The organism is Lactococcus sp. (genome assembly GCF_036648155.1).
Classification (GTDB): Bacteria; Bacillota; Bacilli; order Lactobacillales; family Streptococcaceae; genus Lactococcus; species Lactococcus cremoris.
On the sequence record NZ_JAVXIY010000007.1, the window covers coordinates 21180 to 35052 of the forward strand.

Annotated in this window: 15 protein-coding genes and 1 pseudogene; 15 read left to right on the top strand and 1 reads right to left on the bottom strand. The window is 35.3% G+C overall.

Annotated features, from left to right (window positions below):
- Positions 1–210 precede the first annotated feature (210 nt).
- From RSC39_RS07860 to RSC39_RS07915, 12 genes and pseudogenes are all read left to right on the top strand, one after another.
- Positions 211–4005, top strand: a pseudogene (locus RSC39_RS07860) (PolC-type DNA polymerase III); the annotation flags it as partial.
- 114 nt (positions 4006–4119) lie between these two features.
- The gene (gene comGA, locus RSC39_RS07865; RefSeq protein WP_332536366.1) at positions 4120–5100 is read left to right on the top strand and encodes a competence type IV pilus ATPase ComGA; all 981 of its coding nucleotides are present in this window, start codon (positions 4120–4122) and stop codon (positions 5098–5100) included.
- Complete coding sequence (comGB, locus tag RSC39_RS07870) at positions 5000–6025, top strand: competence type IV pilus assembly protein ComGB (RefSeq protein ID WP_332536566.1); 1026 nt, start codon at positions 5000–5002, stop codon at positions 6023–6025. The genes comGA and comGB overlap by 101 nt, the downstream gene beginning before the upstream one ends.
- 44 nt (positions 6026–6069) lie before the next feature.
- Positions 6070–6420: a competence type IV pilus major pilin ComGC gene (comGC, locus tag RSC39_RS07875; protein ID WP_050574401.1), complete on the top strand. Its 351-nt coding sequence runs from the start codon at positions 6070–6072 to the stop codon at positions 6418–6420.
- Positions 6368–6811 carry a competence type IV pilus minor pilin ComGD gene (comGD, locus tag RSC39_RS07880; protein WP_332536368.1) on the top strand — a complete coding sequence of 148 codons (444 nt, stop codon included), beginning with the start codon at positions 6368–6370 and terminating at the stop codon, positions 6809–6811. The genes comGC and comGD overlap by 53 nt, the downstream gene beginning before the upstream one ends.
- Positions 6812–6842: 31 nt before the next feature.
- Positions 6843–7079, top strand: a complete 237-nt coding sequence (comGE, locus tag RSC39_RS07885) for a competence type IV pilus minor pilin ComGE (protein ID WP_332536370.1) — start codon at positions 6843–6845, stop codon at positions 7077–7079.
- The gene (gene comGF, locus RSC39_RS07890; RefSeq protein WP_011836043.1) at positions 7042–7488 is read left to right on the top strand and encodes a competence type IV pilus minor pilin ComGF; all 447 of its coding nucleotides are present in this window, start codon (positions 7042–7044) and stop codon (positions 7486–7488) included. The genes comGE and comGF overlap by 38 nt, the downstream gene beginning before the upstream one ends.
- Before the next feature lie 23 nt (positions 7489–7511).
- Complete coding sequence (comGG, locus tag RSC39_RS07895) at positions 7512–7811, top strand: competence type IV pilus minor pilin ComGG (RefSeq protein ID WP_021037947.1); 300 nt, start codon at positions 7512–7514, stop codon at positions 7809–7811.
- Positions 7812–7891: 80 nt separating this feature from the next.
- Positions 7892–8329 (top strand): zinc-dependent MarR family transcriptional regulator, encoded by a 438-nt coding sequence (locus RSC39_RS07900; RefSeq protein ID WP_011677180.1) that lies wholly within the window; start codon positions 7892–7894, stop codon positions 8327–8329.
- A complete protein-coding gene (locus RSC39_RS07905) occupies positions 8326–9168 on the top strand; it encodes a zinc ABC transporter substrate-binding protein (RefSeq protein WP_332536373.1) in 843 nt (280 codons plus the stop codon). The genes RSC39_RS07900 and RSC39_RS07905 overlap by 4 nt, the downstream gene beginning before the upstream one ends.
- Positions 9169–9346: 178 nt before the next feature.
- Positions 9347–10084 carry a metal ABC transporter ATP-binding protein gene (locus tag RSC39_RS07910; RefSeq protein WP_063281252.1) on the top strand — a complete coding sequence of 246 codons (738 nt, stop codon included), beginning with the start codon at positions 9347–9349 and terminating at the stop codon, positions 10082–10084.
- Positions 10077–10886, top strand: a complete 810-nt coding sequence (locus tag RSC39_RS07915) for a metal ABC transporter permease (RefSeq protein WP_011677177.1) — start codon at positions 10077–10079, stop codon at positions 10884–10886. Before RSC39_RS07910 ends, RSC39_RS07915 begins: the two co-directional genes overlap by 8 nt.
- 21 nt (positions 10887–10907) lie before the next feature.
- On the opposite strand, the gene RSC39_RS07920 is transcribed toward RSC39_RS07915, so the two are convergent.
- Positions 10908–11780 carry an RluA family pseudouridine synthase gene (locus tag RSC39_RS07920; RefSeq protein ID WP_332536376.1) on the bottom strand — a complete coding sequence of 291 codons (873 nt, stop codon included), beginning with the start codon at positions 11778–11780 and terminating at the stop codon, positions 10908–10910.
- A gap of 194 nt (positions 11781–11974) precedes the next feature.
- Between RSC39_RS07920 and RSC39_RS07925 the strand changes: the two genes are divergently transcribed.
- The 3 genes from RSC39_RS07925 to RSC39_RS07935 all read left to right on the top strand — a co-directional run bounded on the left by RSC39_RS07925 (position 11975) and on the right by RSC39_RS07935 (position 13551).
- Positions 11975–12352: a pyridoxamine 5'-phosphate oxidase family protein gene (locus tag RSC39_RS07925; protein WP_041931837.1), complete on the top strand. Its 378-nt coding sequence runs from the start codon at positions 11975–11977 to the stop codon at positions 12350–12352.
- 114 nt (positions 12353–12466) lie between these two features.
- Complete coding sequence (locus RSC39_RS07930; protein WP_332536378.1) at positions 12467–12898, top strand: DUF3290 domain-containing protein; 432 nt, start codon at positions 12467–12469, stop codon at positions 12896–12898.
- Between the two features lie 17 nt (positions 12899–12915).
- Positions 12916–13551: a DUF421 domain-containing protein gene (locus RSC39_RS07935; protein WP_063281249.1), complete on the top strand. Its 636-nt coding sequence runs from the start codon at positions 12916–12918 to the stop codon at positions 13549–13551.
- The last annotated feature ends 322 nt before the right edge of the window (positions 13552–13873 follow it).

The following is a 13873-nucleotide window of genomic DNA, read 5'->3' on the forward strand; positions in this document are numbered from 1 at the left end:
GACCAAATTGTCAGCACCGTTAAAGCCATGAATGAAAAAATTATTACTGACGGAGCGGATAATTTTACTGACAGCCTATCTGATGCCCTTTGGTTACGTGTGCAAGGAAATATTGAACACGACAAATACAAAGATGACTTAGTAATGACGGCAAATGCGGTTGTTGAAATTAAACCTAAACCAACCATTGACCGTGTGGCTCTCCAAATCAAAGCTGTAAAATCAGATAAAATTCAACTGGGTCGTGAAATCAAAAATAATGAGCCAGTCACTCCGATGCGTTCTGTCAGTGAATTTTCTACTAACGGTCCCGTTGTTTTTGAAGGTTATGTCTTCAAAGGGGAACTCCGCGAAATCAAATCACGGAAGACAGGAAATATCAGTTATCTTCTTGAATTTGAAATGACTGATTACACGTCAAGTTTTTATGTGCAAAAGTGGTTACGTGGCGAAGAAGAAATTCAATTGGCCAAACAAATTAAAGCGGGACTATGGTGTCGAGTTCGCGGGAATGTTCAACGGGACAATTTCAAAAATGATTTAGTGCTACAATTGACTGATTTGATTGAAATTCCGACACAAAATTTTCGTGAAGATAAGTCTGACGAAAAACGTGTTGAGTTTCATGCCCATACTAATATGAGCCAAATGGACGCGATTCCGTCAGCTTCAAGTTTAGTTGCTCAGGCTGCAAAATGGGGACACAAAGCCATTGCAATTACTGACCATGGGGGCTTGCAATCTTTCCCTGAGGCTCACTCGGCAGGTAAAAAGAATGGGGTCAAGATTATTTATGGAGTCGAGGCCAATCTTGTCGAAGACAAAATCCCAATTGTATTTAATGAAACAGATGTTGATATGTATGAATCAACTTATGTCGTCTTTGACGTCGAAACAACAGGTCTTTCAGCAGTTCATAATGATTTGATTCAAATTGCAGCAACAAAAATGCACAAAGGAAATCCCATTGATGAATTTGATGAATTTATTAATCCGGGTTATCGTTTAAGCGAATTTACAACAGAACTAACCGGAATTACTGATGACCATGTCAAAAATGCCAAACCGCTTTATGAAGTACTGACGAAATTTCAAAAATTTTGCGAAGGAACCATTCTTGTCGCTCATAATGCATCCTTTGACGTGGGCTTCATGAATATGAACTATTCACGAAATGGGCTGCCGATTATTAGTCAACCTGTCGTTGATACTCTTGAATTTGCCCGTAATCTCTACCCTGAAATGAAGCGTTTTGGTTTAGGACAATTGACCAAGAAGTTTCAAATCGGACTTGAACATCACCATATGGCCAATTTTGACGCGGAAGCAACCGGGCGTTTGCTCTTTGTATTCTTGGAAGAATTACGGACCAGAAACACAGGGTGGACAAGTCTGTTAGAACTTAATGCCAAGTTGGTCAGTGAAGATTCTTATAAAAAAGTACGACCAAAACACGTGACTTTATATGCCAAAACACAAGAAGGACTTAAAAATCTCTTCAAGATTGTTAGTTTTGGAAATGTGAAATATTATGCTGGTCTTCCTCGTCTTCCTCGGTCAGTTTTGGAAGCCAATCGCGAGGGATTACTTGTTGGTTCAGCCTGTGAAGTCGGCGAAGTCTTCGATGCAGCGATTAATAAAACTTTTGAAGAAACGCTTGAAATTGCTAAATTTTATGATTTCATTGAAGTTTTCCCACCAGCACTTTATCGCTCACTTGTTGTCGGCGGCTCTTTCAAATCAGAAAAAGAATTGGAACAAACGCTTAAAGATTTGATAAAAATCGGAAAAACGCTTGGCAAGCCAGTTCTGGCCACAGGAAATCTCCATTATCTGAATCCGGAAGATGCCATTTATCGTGAAATTATTGTTCGTTCACTAGGTCTTGGGGCAGAAATTAACTGGACACAAGGACATGGGGAACACGCTAAACCATTGCCATTACCTGAAGCTCACTTTAGAACAACTGATGAAATGCTTGAAGCCTTTAGTTTTCTTGATGAGAAAACAGCGCGTGAAATTGTTATTGACAATACCCAAAAAATGGCTGATGAGTTCGATGTTCTCACTCCTGTTCGTGATGATTTATATACACCTAAAATGGTCTTTGACGGAGGAGAAACCTCAGAAGAGCGGATTGTCCGCTTGACTTATGAAAAAGCCCACGAGTGGTATGGAAATCCATTGCCAGATATTATTGATGCAAGGCTTGAAAAAGAACTGCGGTCGATTTTGGGGAATGGTTTCTCAGTCGTGTATATTATTTCGCAAGAACTTGTAAAACGTTCCAATGAGCGTGGATATATTGTTGGTTCTCGGGGATCAGTTGGTTCGTCACTGGTTGCGACCATGATTGGAATTACCGAAGTAAATCCACTGGCACCTCATTACCGTTGCCCAGAATGTCAATATTTTGAATGCTATGATGATGGATCTTTCGGTTCAGGTTATGATATGCCGGATAAAAATTGTCCTAAATGTGACCACAAACTCATCAAAGATGGGCACGATATTCCCTTTGAAACTTTCCTAGGTTTCAAGGGGGACAAAGTTCCCGATATTGACTTGAACTTTTCAGGGGATGACCAACCTTTGGCTCACTTGGACGTTCGCGATATTTTCGGGGAAGATTACGCTTTTCGGGCGGGAACAATTGGTACGGTTGCCGAAAAAACGGCTTTTGGTTTCGTCAAAGGCTACGAACGTGACTATGACCAATTTTATGGCAATGCTGAAATTGACCGTTTAGCTGCCGGCTCGACGGGTGTCAAGCGAACAACAGGTCAACACCCAGGCGGGATTATCGTTATTCCAAATTACATGGATGTTTATGATTTTTCTCCAGTTCAATTTCCAGCCGACGATGTCAATGCCGAATGGCAAACGACTCACTTTGATTTCCACGCCATTCATGATAATATCTTGAAACTCGATATTCTTGGACATGATGATCCAACGATGATTCGAAAATTGCAAAGTCTTTCTGGTATTGTTCCTCAAGACATTCCCATGGATGACCCCGGAGTGATGAAACTTTTCACCGGTACAGAATCTTTAGGTTTGACCGAAGAGCAATTGGGAGTAAAACTCGGGACTCTTGGGATTCCTGAAATGGGAACTTTTACCTCAATGAATATGATTGCCGAAGCCAAACCCAAAAATTTCGCTGATTTACTGCAAATTTCTGGACTTTCCCATGGAACAGACGTGTGGTCAGGAAATGCTCAAGATTTAATTCGTTCAGGAATTGCCGACCTTTCAAGTGTTATCGGTTGTCGGGATGATATTATGGTCTATCTCATCCATAAAGGACTTGAAAATGGTCTTGCTTTTACAATTATGGAGCGTGTACGTAAGGGAATGTGGAATAAAATTCCTGCCGAAGAACGTGAGAAATATGTGGAAGCCATGCGAGAACATGAGGTTCCTGAATGGTATATTGAGTCTTGTTCTAAGATTAAATATATGTTCCCTAAAGCCCATGCGGCAGCTTATATTATGATGGCTCTGCGGGTGGCTTATTTCAAAGTACATCATCCAATTTTCTATTACTGCGCATGGTTCTCTATCAGGGCAACGGCCTTTGATATTGGTGTCATGGGGGCTGGTCTTGAAGCAGTCAAAGCAAAAATGAAAGAAATTAAGGATAAAGGTTTTGAGGCTACAAATGTGGAAACTAACCTTTATACAACTTTAGAACTTTGTAATGAAATGTTAGAGCGTGGCTTCACTTTTGGTAAAATTGACCTTTACCGCTCTGAGGCTACGGAGTTTGTCATTGACGGTGACACTTTGATTCCGCCATTTGTAACGATGGACGGATTGGGGGAAAACGTGGCAAAACAAATCGTTGCAGCGCGTGCTGAGGGTGAATTTTTGAGTAAGATGGAACTTCGTAAACGTGGGGGAGTTTCACAAACCATTATTGAAAACATGACCAATATGGGCGTTCTTGAAGGGATGCCTGATGATAATCAATTAAGCTTATTTGATGATTTCTTTTGATTTAAGCAATTGAATCGCTAGATTAGTCATTTATATTAAAAAAAGTCGAAAGATCTTCGACTTTTTTTGTACTATTTTTAGTTACATTTACTAACAAATTGCGTATATTCTAGTATGGTACAGAAAAAAGCACAAGAACTCATTCAAAAGGCAATTGAGATGGAGGCTTCTGATATTTATTTAATTGCTTCAGGAAATCTTTATAAGATATATATTCGTCAACAATTAGGGCGAACTTTAATAGAGGAACTTAACCAAGAGCTTGGTTTAGCATTACTTACTCATTTTAAATTTCTTGCTGGCATGAATACTGGTGAACGCCGGCGTGTTCAACTGGGTGCTTGTTGGTACGAGCTAAAGGGAAGTTCAGCAAAACGTTTGCGCCTTTCAACAGTGGGAGATTTTGAAGGAAACGAATCATTGGTTATCCGTCTTTTGCATGACCAAAAACAAGAACTTGAGTTTTGGTTTGATGATAAACTTCAGGATTTTCGATGTAAACGAGGACTTTATTTATTTGCTGGGCCAGTAGGGTCTGGGAAAACCTCACTAATGTTTGACTTAGCCCACCGTCATTTTTCAAATGCACAGGTTATCACTATTGAGGAGCCTGTAGAATTAATTGATTCTGATTTTATTCAGTTACAAGTTAATGATGTAATTGGGAATAGTTATGATGAATTAATTAAACTTTCTTTAAGGCACCGACCAGATTTACTAATTGTTGGAGAAATTCGAGATCAGCAGACAGCTCGTGCTGTATTGCGTGCAAGTTTAACAGGCTATACAGTTTTTTCTACTATCCATGCGGCTTCCGTGAAGGGAGTGGTTCAACGTTTGTTGGAATTGGGTTTGAGTGATTGGGAATTAAAAAATGGATTAGAGGCAGTTGTTTATCAACGGTTAATAGCGGGAAAAGGAGTATTAGATATTGCGAAAAGTAAATTTGACACTTGGTCGCCCAAAAAATGGAATGAAAAGATTGAAAAATTATATGCAAACGGACATCTTACGGCTATTGAGACCGAAAGGGAGAAAATTAGCATTAATCAAGCAAGCAAAATTGATACAACTGATGGGGAATCTTTTGAATAATGGTTTCCATTTGGGAGAAGTTATCAATTTTTTAGCCTTATCAAAATTAGTAGAAAAAGAGTTTGTATTTAAAATGCACCAAGGTCTTAGTTCTGGAAATTCATTATCTGAAATTTTAGAGAGTCTCTCTTTTTCTAAAAATGTTGTGACACAACTTGCTTTGGTAGAAGTGCATGGGAATTTAGTAGGAACAATGCAATTGGTAGAACTGCATTTAAAAAAGCAGCTTAAGGTCAAAAAGAAATTAATTGAAGTGGCAACTTATCCAGTTGTATTGTTGGTATTTCTCATTGGAATTATGTGGGGCTTGAAAAATTATTTATTACCTCAAATTGATAAGGGAAATAATTTTGCTACTTTATTAATTAATCATTTACCGCTAGTATTTTTTTCTGTTGGTGCTTTAATCATTTTACTGACAAGTTTATCAATAATAATATTCAAACATCTTTCAGCACTCACTAATTTTACTTTTTTGGTCAAAGTTCCATTAGTAAGTTCTTTTGTTCGCTTGTATTTGACCGCTTATTTCTCCAGAGAATGGGGAAATTTAATTGCTCAAGGCGTTGAATTGCGACAAATAATAGAATTGATGAAAAAGCAGAAAAGTCGCATTTTTGCGGAAGTTGGAATTAAACTTGATTTGGGTTTGAAGGCTGGTCAGAATTTTGAGCAAGCTGTCAGTCATTTTTCGATTTTTTTACCAGAACTTTCTTTGATGATTGAGTACGGCGCGATTAAAGATAAATTAGGATTGGAGCTTTCTGTTTATGCTGATGAATGTTGGGAACAATTCTTTTCTAAGATAGACCGTCTAATGCAATTAATACAACCCCTTATTTTTATTTTTGTTGCTTTGATGATTGTCTTATTGTATGCAGCAATGTTGTTACCCATTTATTCAAATATGGGTTCTGGAATTTAAAAAAAGGAAGGAAATTTATGAAAATAGAAAATATAACTTTAAGAATGAGCAAAGCTTTGTCATTAATTAAAATTCACGGAAGAAAACTTTGGCAAAAAAAGCAAAAAGCATTTACCTTGATTGAGATGTTAATTGTGTTGGCAATTATCAGTATTTTAATTTTGCTTTTTGTACCAAATTTGATAAAAGAAAAAGCACAAGTTCAAAAAACTGGTGAAGCAGCAGTAGTTAAAGTAGTTGAAAGTCAGGCACAACTTTATGAGTTGGATCATGATAATGATAAGCCAAACCTATCAGAACTTTTAAGTGCGGGGATGATTACGCAAAAGCAAGTCACGGCCTATGATGATTACTATGACCAGAATAAAAATGAACAGCGCAATTTCGATGATTAGAGCCTTCACATTGTTAGAATCTCTACTGGTATTACTTATTGTCTCTTTTATCACCCTCTTTTTCTCAGCAGAATTGACTCAAACAGTGCATTTATTTAAGGGAGAACTCTTTGTTTTACAGTTTGAAAATTTATACAAAATAAGTCAGGAGAATGCAGCGCTACAAAGTAGTTCAGAAAATTTAGGAAGTAAAAATGGGAAATTGATTTATGAAAACAAAGAGATAGATATTCCCAAAGAGGTTGAAATGGCAGAATTTTTGATTAAATTTGATGAGAAAGGGGGGAACTCAAGTTTACAGAAAATCAAAGTTTATTTACCTTATGAGAAGAAAACAATTTTATATCAAATGGAGATGGGGAGTGGAAAATATAAAAAGAAAATCAATTAAGGGATATATACTTCTTGAGAGTCTAATTAGTATGGCATTATTGAGCTTTTTGGTCACTTTTCTCTTAAGTGCTCTTACTAATTCTCGTCAGCAAGAGGTACAAGAAAATCAACAAATTGAGTCTTTAAATGTAGCTCAGATGGCAATAGAAAGCCAACTGACAGAACTATCATTGAATGGTTCTGTTATAAAAATAAGACAAGATTCGACTGCCATCATTATTAGTGACCATGGAAAGGAAATTTTGCGACTTGAAGCTCAAAATTAGGGCATTTACTTTACTTGAATGTCTCGTAGCACTTTTGGCAATTTCTGGTTCAGTGCTAGTCATCTCAGGGCTGACTAGAATGATTGAAGAACAGATGAAAATAAGCCAGAATGATAGTAGGAAAGATTGGCAAATATTTTGTGAACAAATGCGTTCAGAACTCTCCGGAGCAAAATTAGACAATGTGAATCAAAATTTTTTGTATGTGACCAAAGATAAGAAGTTACGGTTCGGATTAGTAGGGGATGATTTTCGTAAAAGTGATGATAAAGGGCAAGGATACCAACCCATGCTTTATGATTTAAAAGGAGCAAAAATTCAGGCAGAAGAAAATTTGATAAAAATAACAATTGATTTTGATAATGGAGGTGAGCGAGTATTTATTTATCGATTTACAGATACAAAGTAAAAGGAGGGATACTTTTATATACTTTGGTTTTACTGCTAATTTTTTCTTTATTTCTACAGTTTTATTTGCAAAAACAGGTGCTTACAGCTCAGCAATTGAAAATAGAAAAGGAGCGACTGACAGCCGAATTAATGGTTTCATTGGCTCTTAAAAAGGATTTGAAAACGAGTGGTCAACTTAATTTTGATTGTGGAAATTTAACTTATAAATTACTGACAGATCTGTCAGCTGATTCAACTAGCGGTGGTCAAACTGTTAGTAATAAAACTTATTGTTTTGATGTTCGGCTTAAGGATGGAAGGATTTTTCAAATAAAAAAGTAAAAAATAATGTTAACTGGTTGACATTATTTTTACTTTGCTATATAATTAACCAGTAAACTAATTATGGAGGACGAAATACTATGAGTTTAGCAAATCAAATCGACCAGTTTCTTGGGGCAATCATGCAGTTTGCAGAAAACAAGCATGAAATATTACTCGGCGAATGCGAAAGTAATGTTAAGCTAACAAGCACGCAAGAACATATCTTAATGATTCTAGCTGCAGAGGTTTCGACAAACGCGAGAATTGCCGAGCAACTCAAGATTTCGCCAGCAGCGGTAACTAAAGCTCTCAAAAAATTACAAGAGCAAGAACTGATTAAATCAAGTCGGGCAACAAATGACGAACGCGTAGTCCTTTGGAGTCTGACAGAAAAAGCAGTTCCAGTTGCTAAAGAACATGCTGCTCATCATGAGAAAACTCTAAGTACCTACCAAGAATTAGGAGACAAATTTACTGACGAAGAACAAAAAGTGATAAGTCAATTCTTATCAGTACTTACGGAGGAGTTTCGATGAAGAAAATATTGATGTTATTTGCTATTCCGGCAGTTTTACTTCTTGCTGGTTGTCAAAAAACAGCAGACAAACCAGAAGTTGTGACAACTTTTGAGCCGATGTATGAATTTACGAAAGCAATTGTTGGAGATAAGGTTAAAATTGAAAATATTGTTCCGGCGAATCAAGAAGTTCACGAATTTGAACCGAGTGCCAAGCAAGTTGCAACAATGACAAATGCTCAAGCTATTATTTATAATTCTGATGACCTTGAAAAATGGGCTCTGAAAGTGAATAATAAAGGAGTCAAAATAGAAGCAAGCAAAGACGTTAATAAAATTAAAGGAGATCCACATACTTGGATTAGTCCAAAGCAAGCAATTATTGAAGTTAATACAATTGCTGAGGAATTAGGGAAAAAATTCCCAGAAGATAAGACAACTTTTAACAAGAATGCAGCAAATTATGTTGTCAAATTAAAAAAGTTAGATAGTGAATTTGACACTCTGAAAAATGCCAAGCAAAAAACATTTATCACACAACATGAAGCCTTTGCTTACCTTGGACGTGATTATGGTTTGAAAGAAATTGCTATTGCTGGACTCGACCCAGAAGTTGAGCCATCAGCTTCAACACTTGCTACTTTAAAGACTGAAATGGAAAAAGCCGGACTTAAAAATGTTTACTTTGAAGGAAATGCAAATAGTAAAATTGCAGAAACTTTGGCAAAATCAGTTGGAGCAAACCTAATTGGTATCAATACCGTTGAAGGCTTGTCGGACCAACAGAAAAAAAATGGGGATAACTATCTCACATTGATGCAAGAAAACTTGACAGCTTTGAAGAAAACAATCAAGTGAGTTTAAGGGAAAATTAAGAAGAAGGAATTATAATGAACTTCTTCCAAAAATATCTTTTCATAAAACTCCTTGAAACTCTCGTTCTTATGAACGGGAGTTTCGTGTTTTTGAATAAAAAATAAGAGGCACTAGATAGTTCTATAATTAGGGCTACTATTAAAGATAAAAAGAGAAAAAAATGAGATATATCAATGTTGAAAATCTGACCTTCTACTATGATAGAGAGCCAGTGTTAGAAAATATTAGCTACCATGTGGACTCTGGCGAATTTGTCACCTTAACTGGAGAAAATGGAGCGGCAAAATCAACTTTAATTAAAACAACTTTGGGTATTTTAAAACCAAAGAAAGGGAAAATAACGATTTCTTCTAAAAATAATAGAGGAGAAAAGTTGCGAATCGCCTACCTTCCACAGCAAGTTGCAAGTTTTAACGCAGGATTTCCAAGTTCTGTTCATGAATTTGTCATGAGTGGACGCTATCCAAGACAGGGGTGGTTTAAAAAAATGGGTGCTCATGATTTAGAACATGTCAAGGTAGCTCTTGATTCAGTTGGTATGTGGGACTATCGCGATAAACGGATTGGCGAACTTTCGGGAGGTCAAAAGCAAAGGATTGCTATTGCGAGAATGTTTGCTAGTGACCCTGATTTATTTATCCTTGATGAACCAACAACTGGTATGGATGATGTATCAAGTAGTGATTTTTATCAGTTGATGCATCATGCGGCCCATAAGCATGGGAAAGCAGTCCTAATGGTCACTCATGATCCTGAGGAAGTGAAAGATTTCGCTGACCGTAACATTCATCTATTAAAAGACAAAAATGGAAAGTTTGCTTGTTTTGATTTGCATACTGACCGTGATAGAGTTCTCCAAGAAGAGCAAGAAGAATTAGAGGAGAAAGCAAATGTTTGAATTATTCCAGTATGATTTTATGAGGAATGCTCTCTTAGCAGCGACAGCAATTTCAATTTTCTCGCCATTACTTGGTGTATTTCTTGTCCTGCGTAGACAAAGTCTAATGTCGGACACATTATCGCATGTTTCTTTAGCGGGTGTTGCCTTTGGCGTGCTATTAAGTTGGAATCCAACGATTACTACTTTAATTACCGTAGTGATTGCTGCAGTTTTTCTAGAATATTTGAGAACGATTTATCATAATTACATGGAAATTGCGACGGCGATTTTGATGTCGGCGGGTCTTGCTATTGCTTTATTAATTTTAAATTCTTCCAAAGGAGCAACCTCTGTAAGTTTAGAGCAATATTTGTTTGGTTCAATTATCACAATTTCACTTTCGCAAGTAATTATGCTCTTTGTTTTGGCTGCAGTTGTTCTACTCGGATTTATTCTATTTTTACGTCCGCTTTATGTGATGACATTTGATGAAGATACGGCATTTGTTGATGGACTTCCAGTTCGTTGGATTTCAATTGCTTTTAATATTGTGACAGGGATTGCGATTGCACTGATGATTCCGGCAGCGGGAGCTCTATTGGTATCAGCTATCATGGTGTTACCAGCTTCGATTGCGATGCGATTAGGAAAATCTTTCAAGGCTGTGCTTTTTATCTCAGTTATTGTTAGCTTTATTGGGTTAAATGCTGGTTTGATTGCTTCTTATTATATGGATGCGCCAGCCTCTGCCGCAATAACTTTGATTTTCATTGTTCTTTTCTTAGTTACTTCAAGTTTAAAACGATTAATTAGAGCATAAAATAAAAAAGAAGTACTGAAGTTACTTCTTTTTTATTTTATTTAGAATGTTTGAAAAGCTAGGGCTCGGTGCAGAAATGTTTAAAAGTTGATTAGTGAAGGGATGGGGGATAATGATGCTTTCAGCATGTAGCATCAAGCGCGAGGTGCTTTTTTGACCATATAAAGCATCTCCAATGATAGGGTGACCTAAAGAGGATAAATGAATACGAATTTGATGTGTTCGTCCTGTATCCAAAATACATTTAACTAAACTTTTGTCAGTAAAATTTTGTATAAGTTGAACATGTGTGATTGCTTTTTGCCCATTTTTAGAAATGATTCGTTTATTCTTTTCATGACGATTTTGTCCAATGGCTTGGTTGATGGTAAAGGTTTCTTCCAAGAAATGGCCAGCAACAAGAGCTAAATATTCACGATGAATTTTATTTTCTTCAAACATTTTTCCAAGAATTGGCAGTACGAATTGATTTTTGGCAAATAAAACAGCTCCAGAAGTTGCCTGGTCAAGTCGATGAACCACAAAAACATTTTGATTAATTGCTGCTGCAACATGATTTTGTAAAGCAATTTCATCAGCTGTATTGCCGTGAGTTTTCATTCCTTCAGGTTTATTGACTACAATCAAATGTTCATCCTCATAGAGAATATCTGCTAAGGATGCTGAGCCAAATTTTAATGACAAATTTGAAAAATCTTCTTTATCAAAAATAAGAGTCACCTTATCTCCAGCATGAAGTAGTTGATTCTCATCGATTATTTGATCATTGACTAAAGAATGTTTTTTCATTCGTAAAAAATGTCTTTGTTTACGCGGGACGAGCCAAGTTTTTTCAAGTAAATCTGAAAGAACTTGTGGGATAAAATTTTCGGGTAAAATGAAGTTAAATTCCATAATCACATTATACTATAAGTTTTTAGTTGCCCCCAAAATATAAAGAGCTCAAATTGTGAATATCGAAAGAATTACTTTTCAATTAACTCTAGGTTTGTTATAATCAAAGTATCTTCTTAAAAATACGTAATAAAAATAACTCAAAGTGTAAAAAAATGATAAATATTATGAGTGGAATTATAGAAAGAGAAAAAATGCTAACAAAAAAATTTAAAGAGACATTAGAATATGAAGGGTCAGTTTCCTTAACTTCATGGGGGTCTGACAATCATCCACATGTTACGGGAACATGGATTTCTTATTTACATCTTACCAATGATGAACGGATATTGGCACCAGCGGCAGGGATGCATTATTTAGAAGAAGACATTAAAGTAAATGATACAATTTATCTTATGCTTGGGGTTAGAGAAGTCGAAGGTAAAAATGGCTATCAAGGGATTGGCTTTAGGGTGAGTGCTAAAGCAAAACTTATTTCAAGTGGTCCAGACTATGCGATGATGAAAGAGAAATATCCGTTTTTAAGAGCAGTTCTTGAACTTACTCCGTTGGAAGTAGAGCAACTATTATAAAGATAATATTTCATCTTATGAAAGTTTATCTATAAAATTAAATGAGTTTTTGAATAATTATATAATGATTTATTAATTATTTTTTTAATATAATAGTTATTAAGGGGGGAGAACATGAAGTTTTATGATATTGAATTTTTAAAATCTCAAGCTGGACTTAGCGATTATCTTCGGTATATCTTTATTTTTGGGAGTCTTGTAGTTCTTGTTATTGTATTTGCTATATATATTAAGCATAGAATTAAAACGAAATATAGAGATCTTAGTATTATTTTATTATTATTTATTATTTTAGAAATCGGTATACAATATTCCAATTATCAAATTAACCAGTCTAAGCATACTCAATCTTCACAGATGGTTGGATTCATTGAAAGAGTCGCTAAAAATGAAAGAACGGATAAAAATAATATTTTTGTTAATTCCACACAATTAGCTGATGGCGTGATTATAAAAATAAAAGGTGATTATTATAAAGTTAATCTTAGTACTGATCAGCAATCATATACCCTTACCAAAAGTTACTTGATTAATCCAGAAAAATAAAAAATTTAGGAGTTATAATGCAATTATACAGTCCAATAATATTAAAATTTGCTTTAGGGATTATTTGTTTAATTATTCAAATAAATTTAATGGGCAAAGGTAATCTTGCTCCCTCATCAGCAATGGACCAAGTTCAAAATTATGTTTTAGGTGGAATTATTGGTGGAGTCATTTATAATGATTCTATTACGGTCTTACAATTTGTCTTGGTTCTAATCATATGGACGCTGTTGGTATTAATTTTGAAATTTGCAAAGGAGCACAATCGCTATGTAAAATTAATCATTGATGGTAAACCCTTGACTCTAATTCAAGATGGGAAAGTTAGAGTAAATGAATGTCTCAAAAATGGAATCTCTGCTAATGAATTAATGTTTAAATTACGTTCCAATGGTATCTATGAGATACATAATGTTAAAAGAGCTATTTTAGAGCAAAATGGTCAATTGACATTGATTGAATTTGGCGGTGAAAATATTAAATATCCAATTATTGTTGATGGACAAGCAAATTTTGATGTTCTCGAATTAATTGATAAAGATGAAGTTTGGCTTGAACAACAGATTAATTTGCAAGGGTACAACCAAATCAAGGAAATTTATTTAGGGGAATACTTATCAGGTGAACTTAAGCTTTACGGATATACAAAGTAAATATTAGTAGGTGAATACTTTTCTTTTAATTTAAATTTAGCTAAATTATAGATGGATTTACAAATGATAAAAGTCTCAAAAGATGATTATTTATTGTCGCTATATTGATAATAAAGATATAAATTTTATAAATAGAATTTTGATACTGAAAGTAAAACAATTGAAAAATCCTTAGAAATCTTTATAATAAAACATAAATCCCTTTCGTTTTACAAATTTATATTGTAGTCCAAAGGGATTTTTGATAAAATAAGCAAAACTGAAAAGATGAAAACTAGAGGTCTTACAAATATGTAAGGAAAAAAAATCGGAAAAGTATTAA

Bases quoted from the DNA above. Each gene is read 5' to 3' on its own strand.
- comGA (WP_332536366.1), top strand. From the start codon at position 4,120: ATGGTACAGAAAAAAGCACAAGAACTCATTCAAAAGGCAATTGAGATG.
- comGB (WP_332536566.1), top strand. From the start codon at position 5,000: ATGCAAACGGACATCTTACGGCTATTGAGACCGAAAGGGAGAAAATTA.
- comGC (WP_050574401.1), top strand. From the start codon at position 6,070: ATGAGCAAAGCTTTGTCATTAATTAAAATTCACGGAAGAAAACTTTGG.
- comGD (WP_332536368.1), top strand. From the start codon at position 6,368: ATGATGATTACTATGACCAGAATAAAAATGAACAGCGCAATTTCGATG.
- comGE (WP_332536370.1), top strand. From the start codon at position 6,843: ATGGCATTATTGAGCTTTTTGGTCACTTTTCTCTTAAGTGCTCTTACT.
- comGF (WP_011836043.1), top strand. From the start codon at position 7,042: ATGGAAAGGAAATTTTGCGACTTGAAGCTCAAAATTAGGGCATTTACT.
- RSC39_RS07900 (WP_011677180.1), top strand. From the start codon at position 7,892: ATGAGTTTAGCAAATCAAATCGACCAGTTTCTTGGGGCAATCATGCAG.
- RSC39_RS07905 (WP_332536373.1), top strand. From the start codon at position 8,326: ATGAAGAAAATATTGATGTTATTTGCTATTCCGGCAGTTTTACTTCTT.
- RSC39_RS07910 (WP_063281252.1), top strand. From the start codon at position 9,347: ATGAGATATATCAATGTTGAAAATCTGACCTTCTACTATGATAGAGAG.
- RSC39_RS07915 (WP_011677177.1), top strand. From the start codon at position 10,077: ATGTTTGAATTATTCCAGTATGATTTTATGAGGAATGCTCTCTTAGCA.
- RSC39_RS07920 (WP_332536376.1), bottom strand. From the start codon at position 11,780: ATGGAATTTAACTTCATTTTACCCGAAAATTTTATCCCACAAGTTCTT.
- RSC39_RS07925 (WP_041931837.1), top strand. From the start codon at position 11,975: ATGCTAACAAAAAAATTTAAAGAGACATTAGAATATGAAGGGTCAGTT.
- RSC39_RS07930 (WP_332536378.1), top strand. From the start codon at position 12,467: ATGAAGTTTTATGATATTGAATTTTTAAAATCTCAAGCTGGACTTAGC.
- RSC39_RS07935 (WP_063281249.1), top strand. From the start codon at position 12,916: ATGCAATTATACAGTCCAATAATATTAAAATTTGCTTTAGGGATTATT.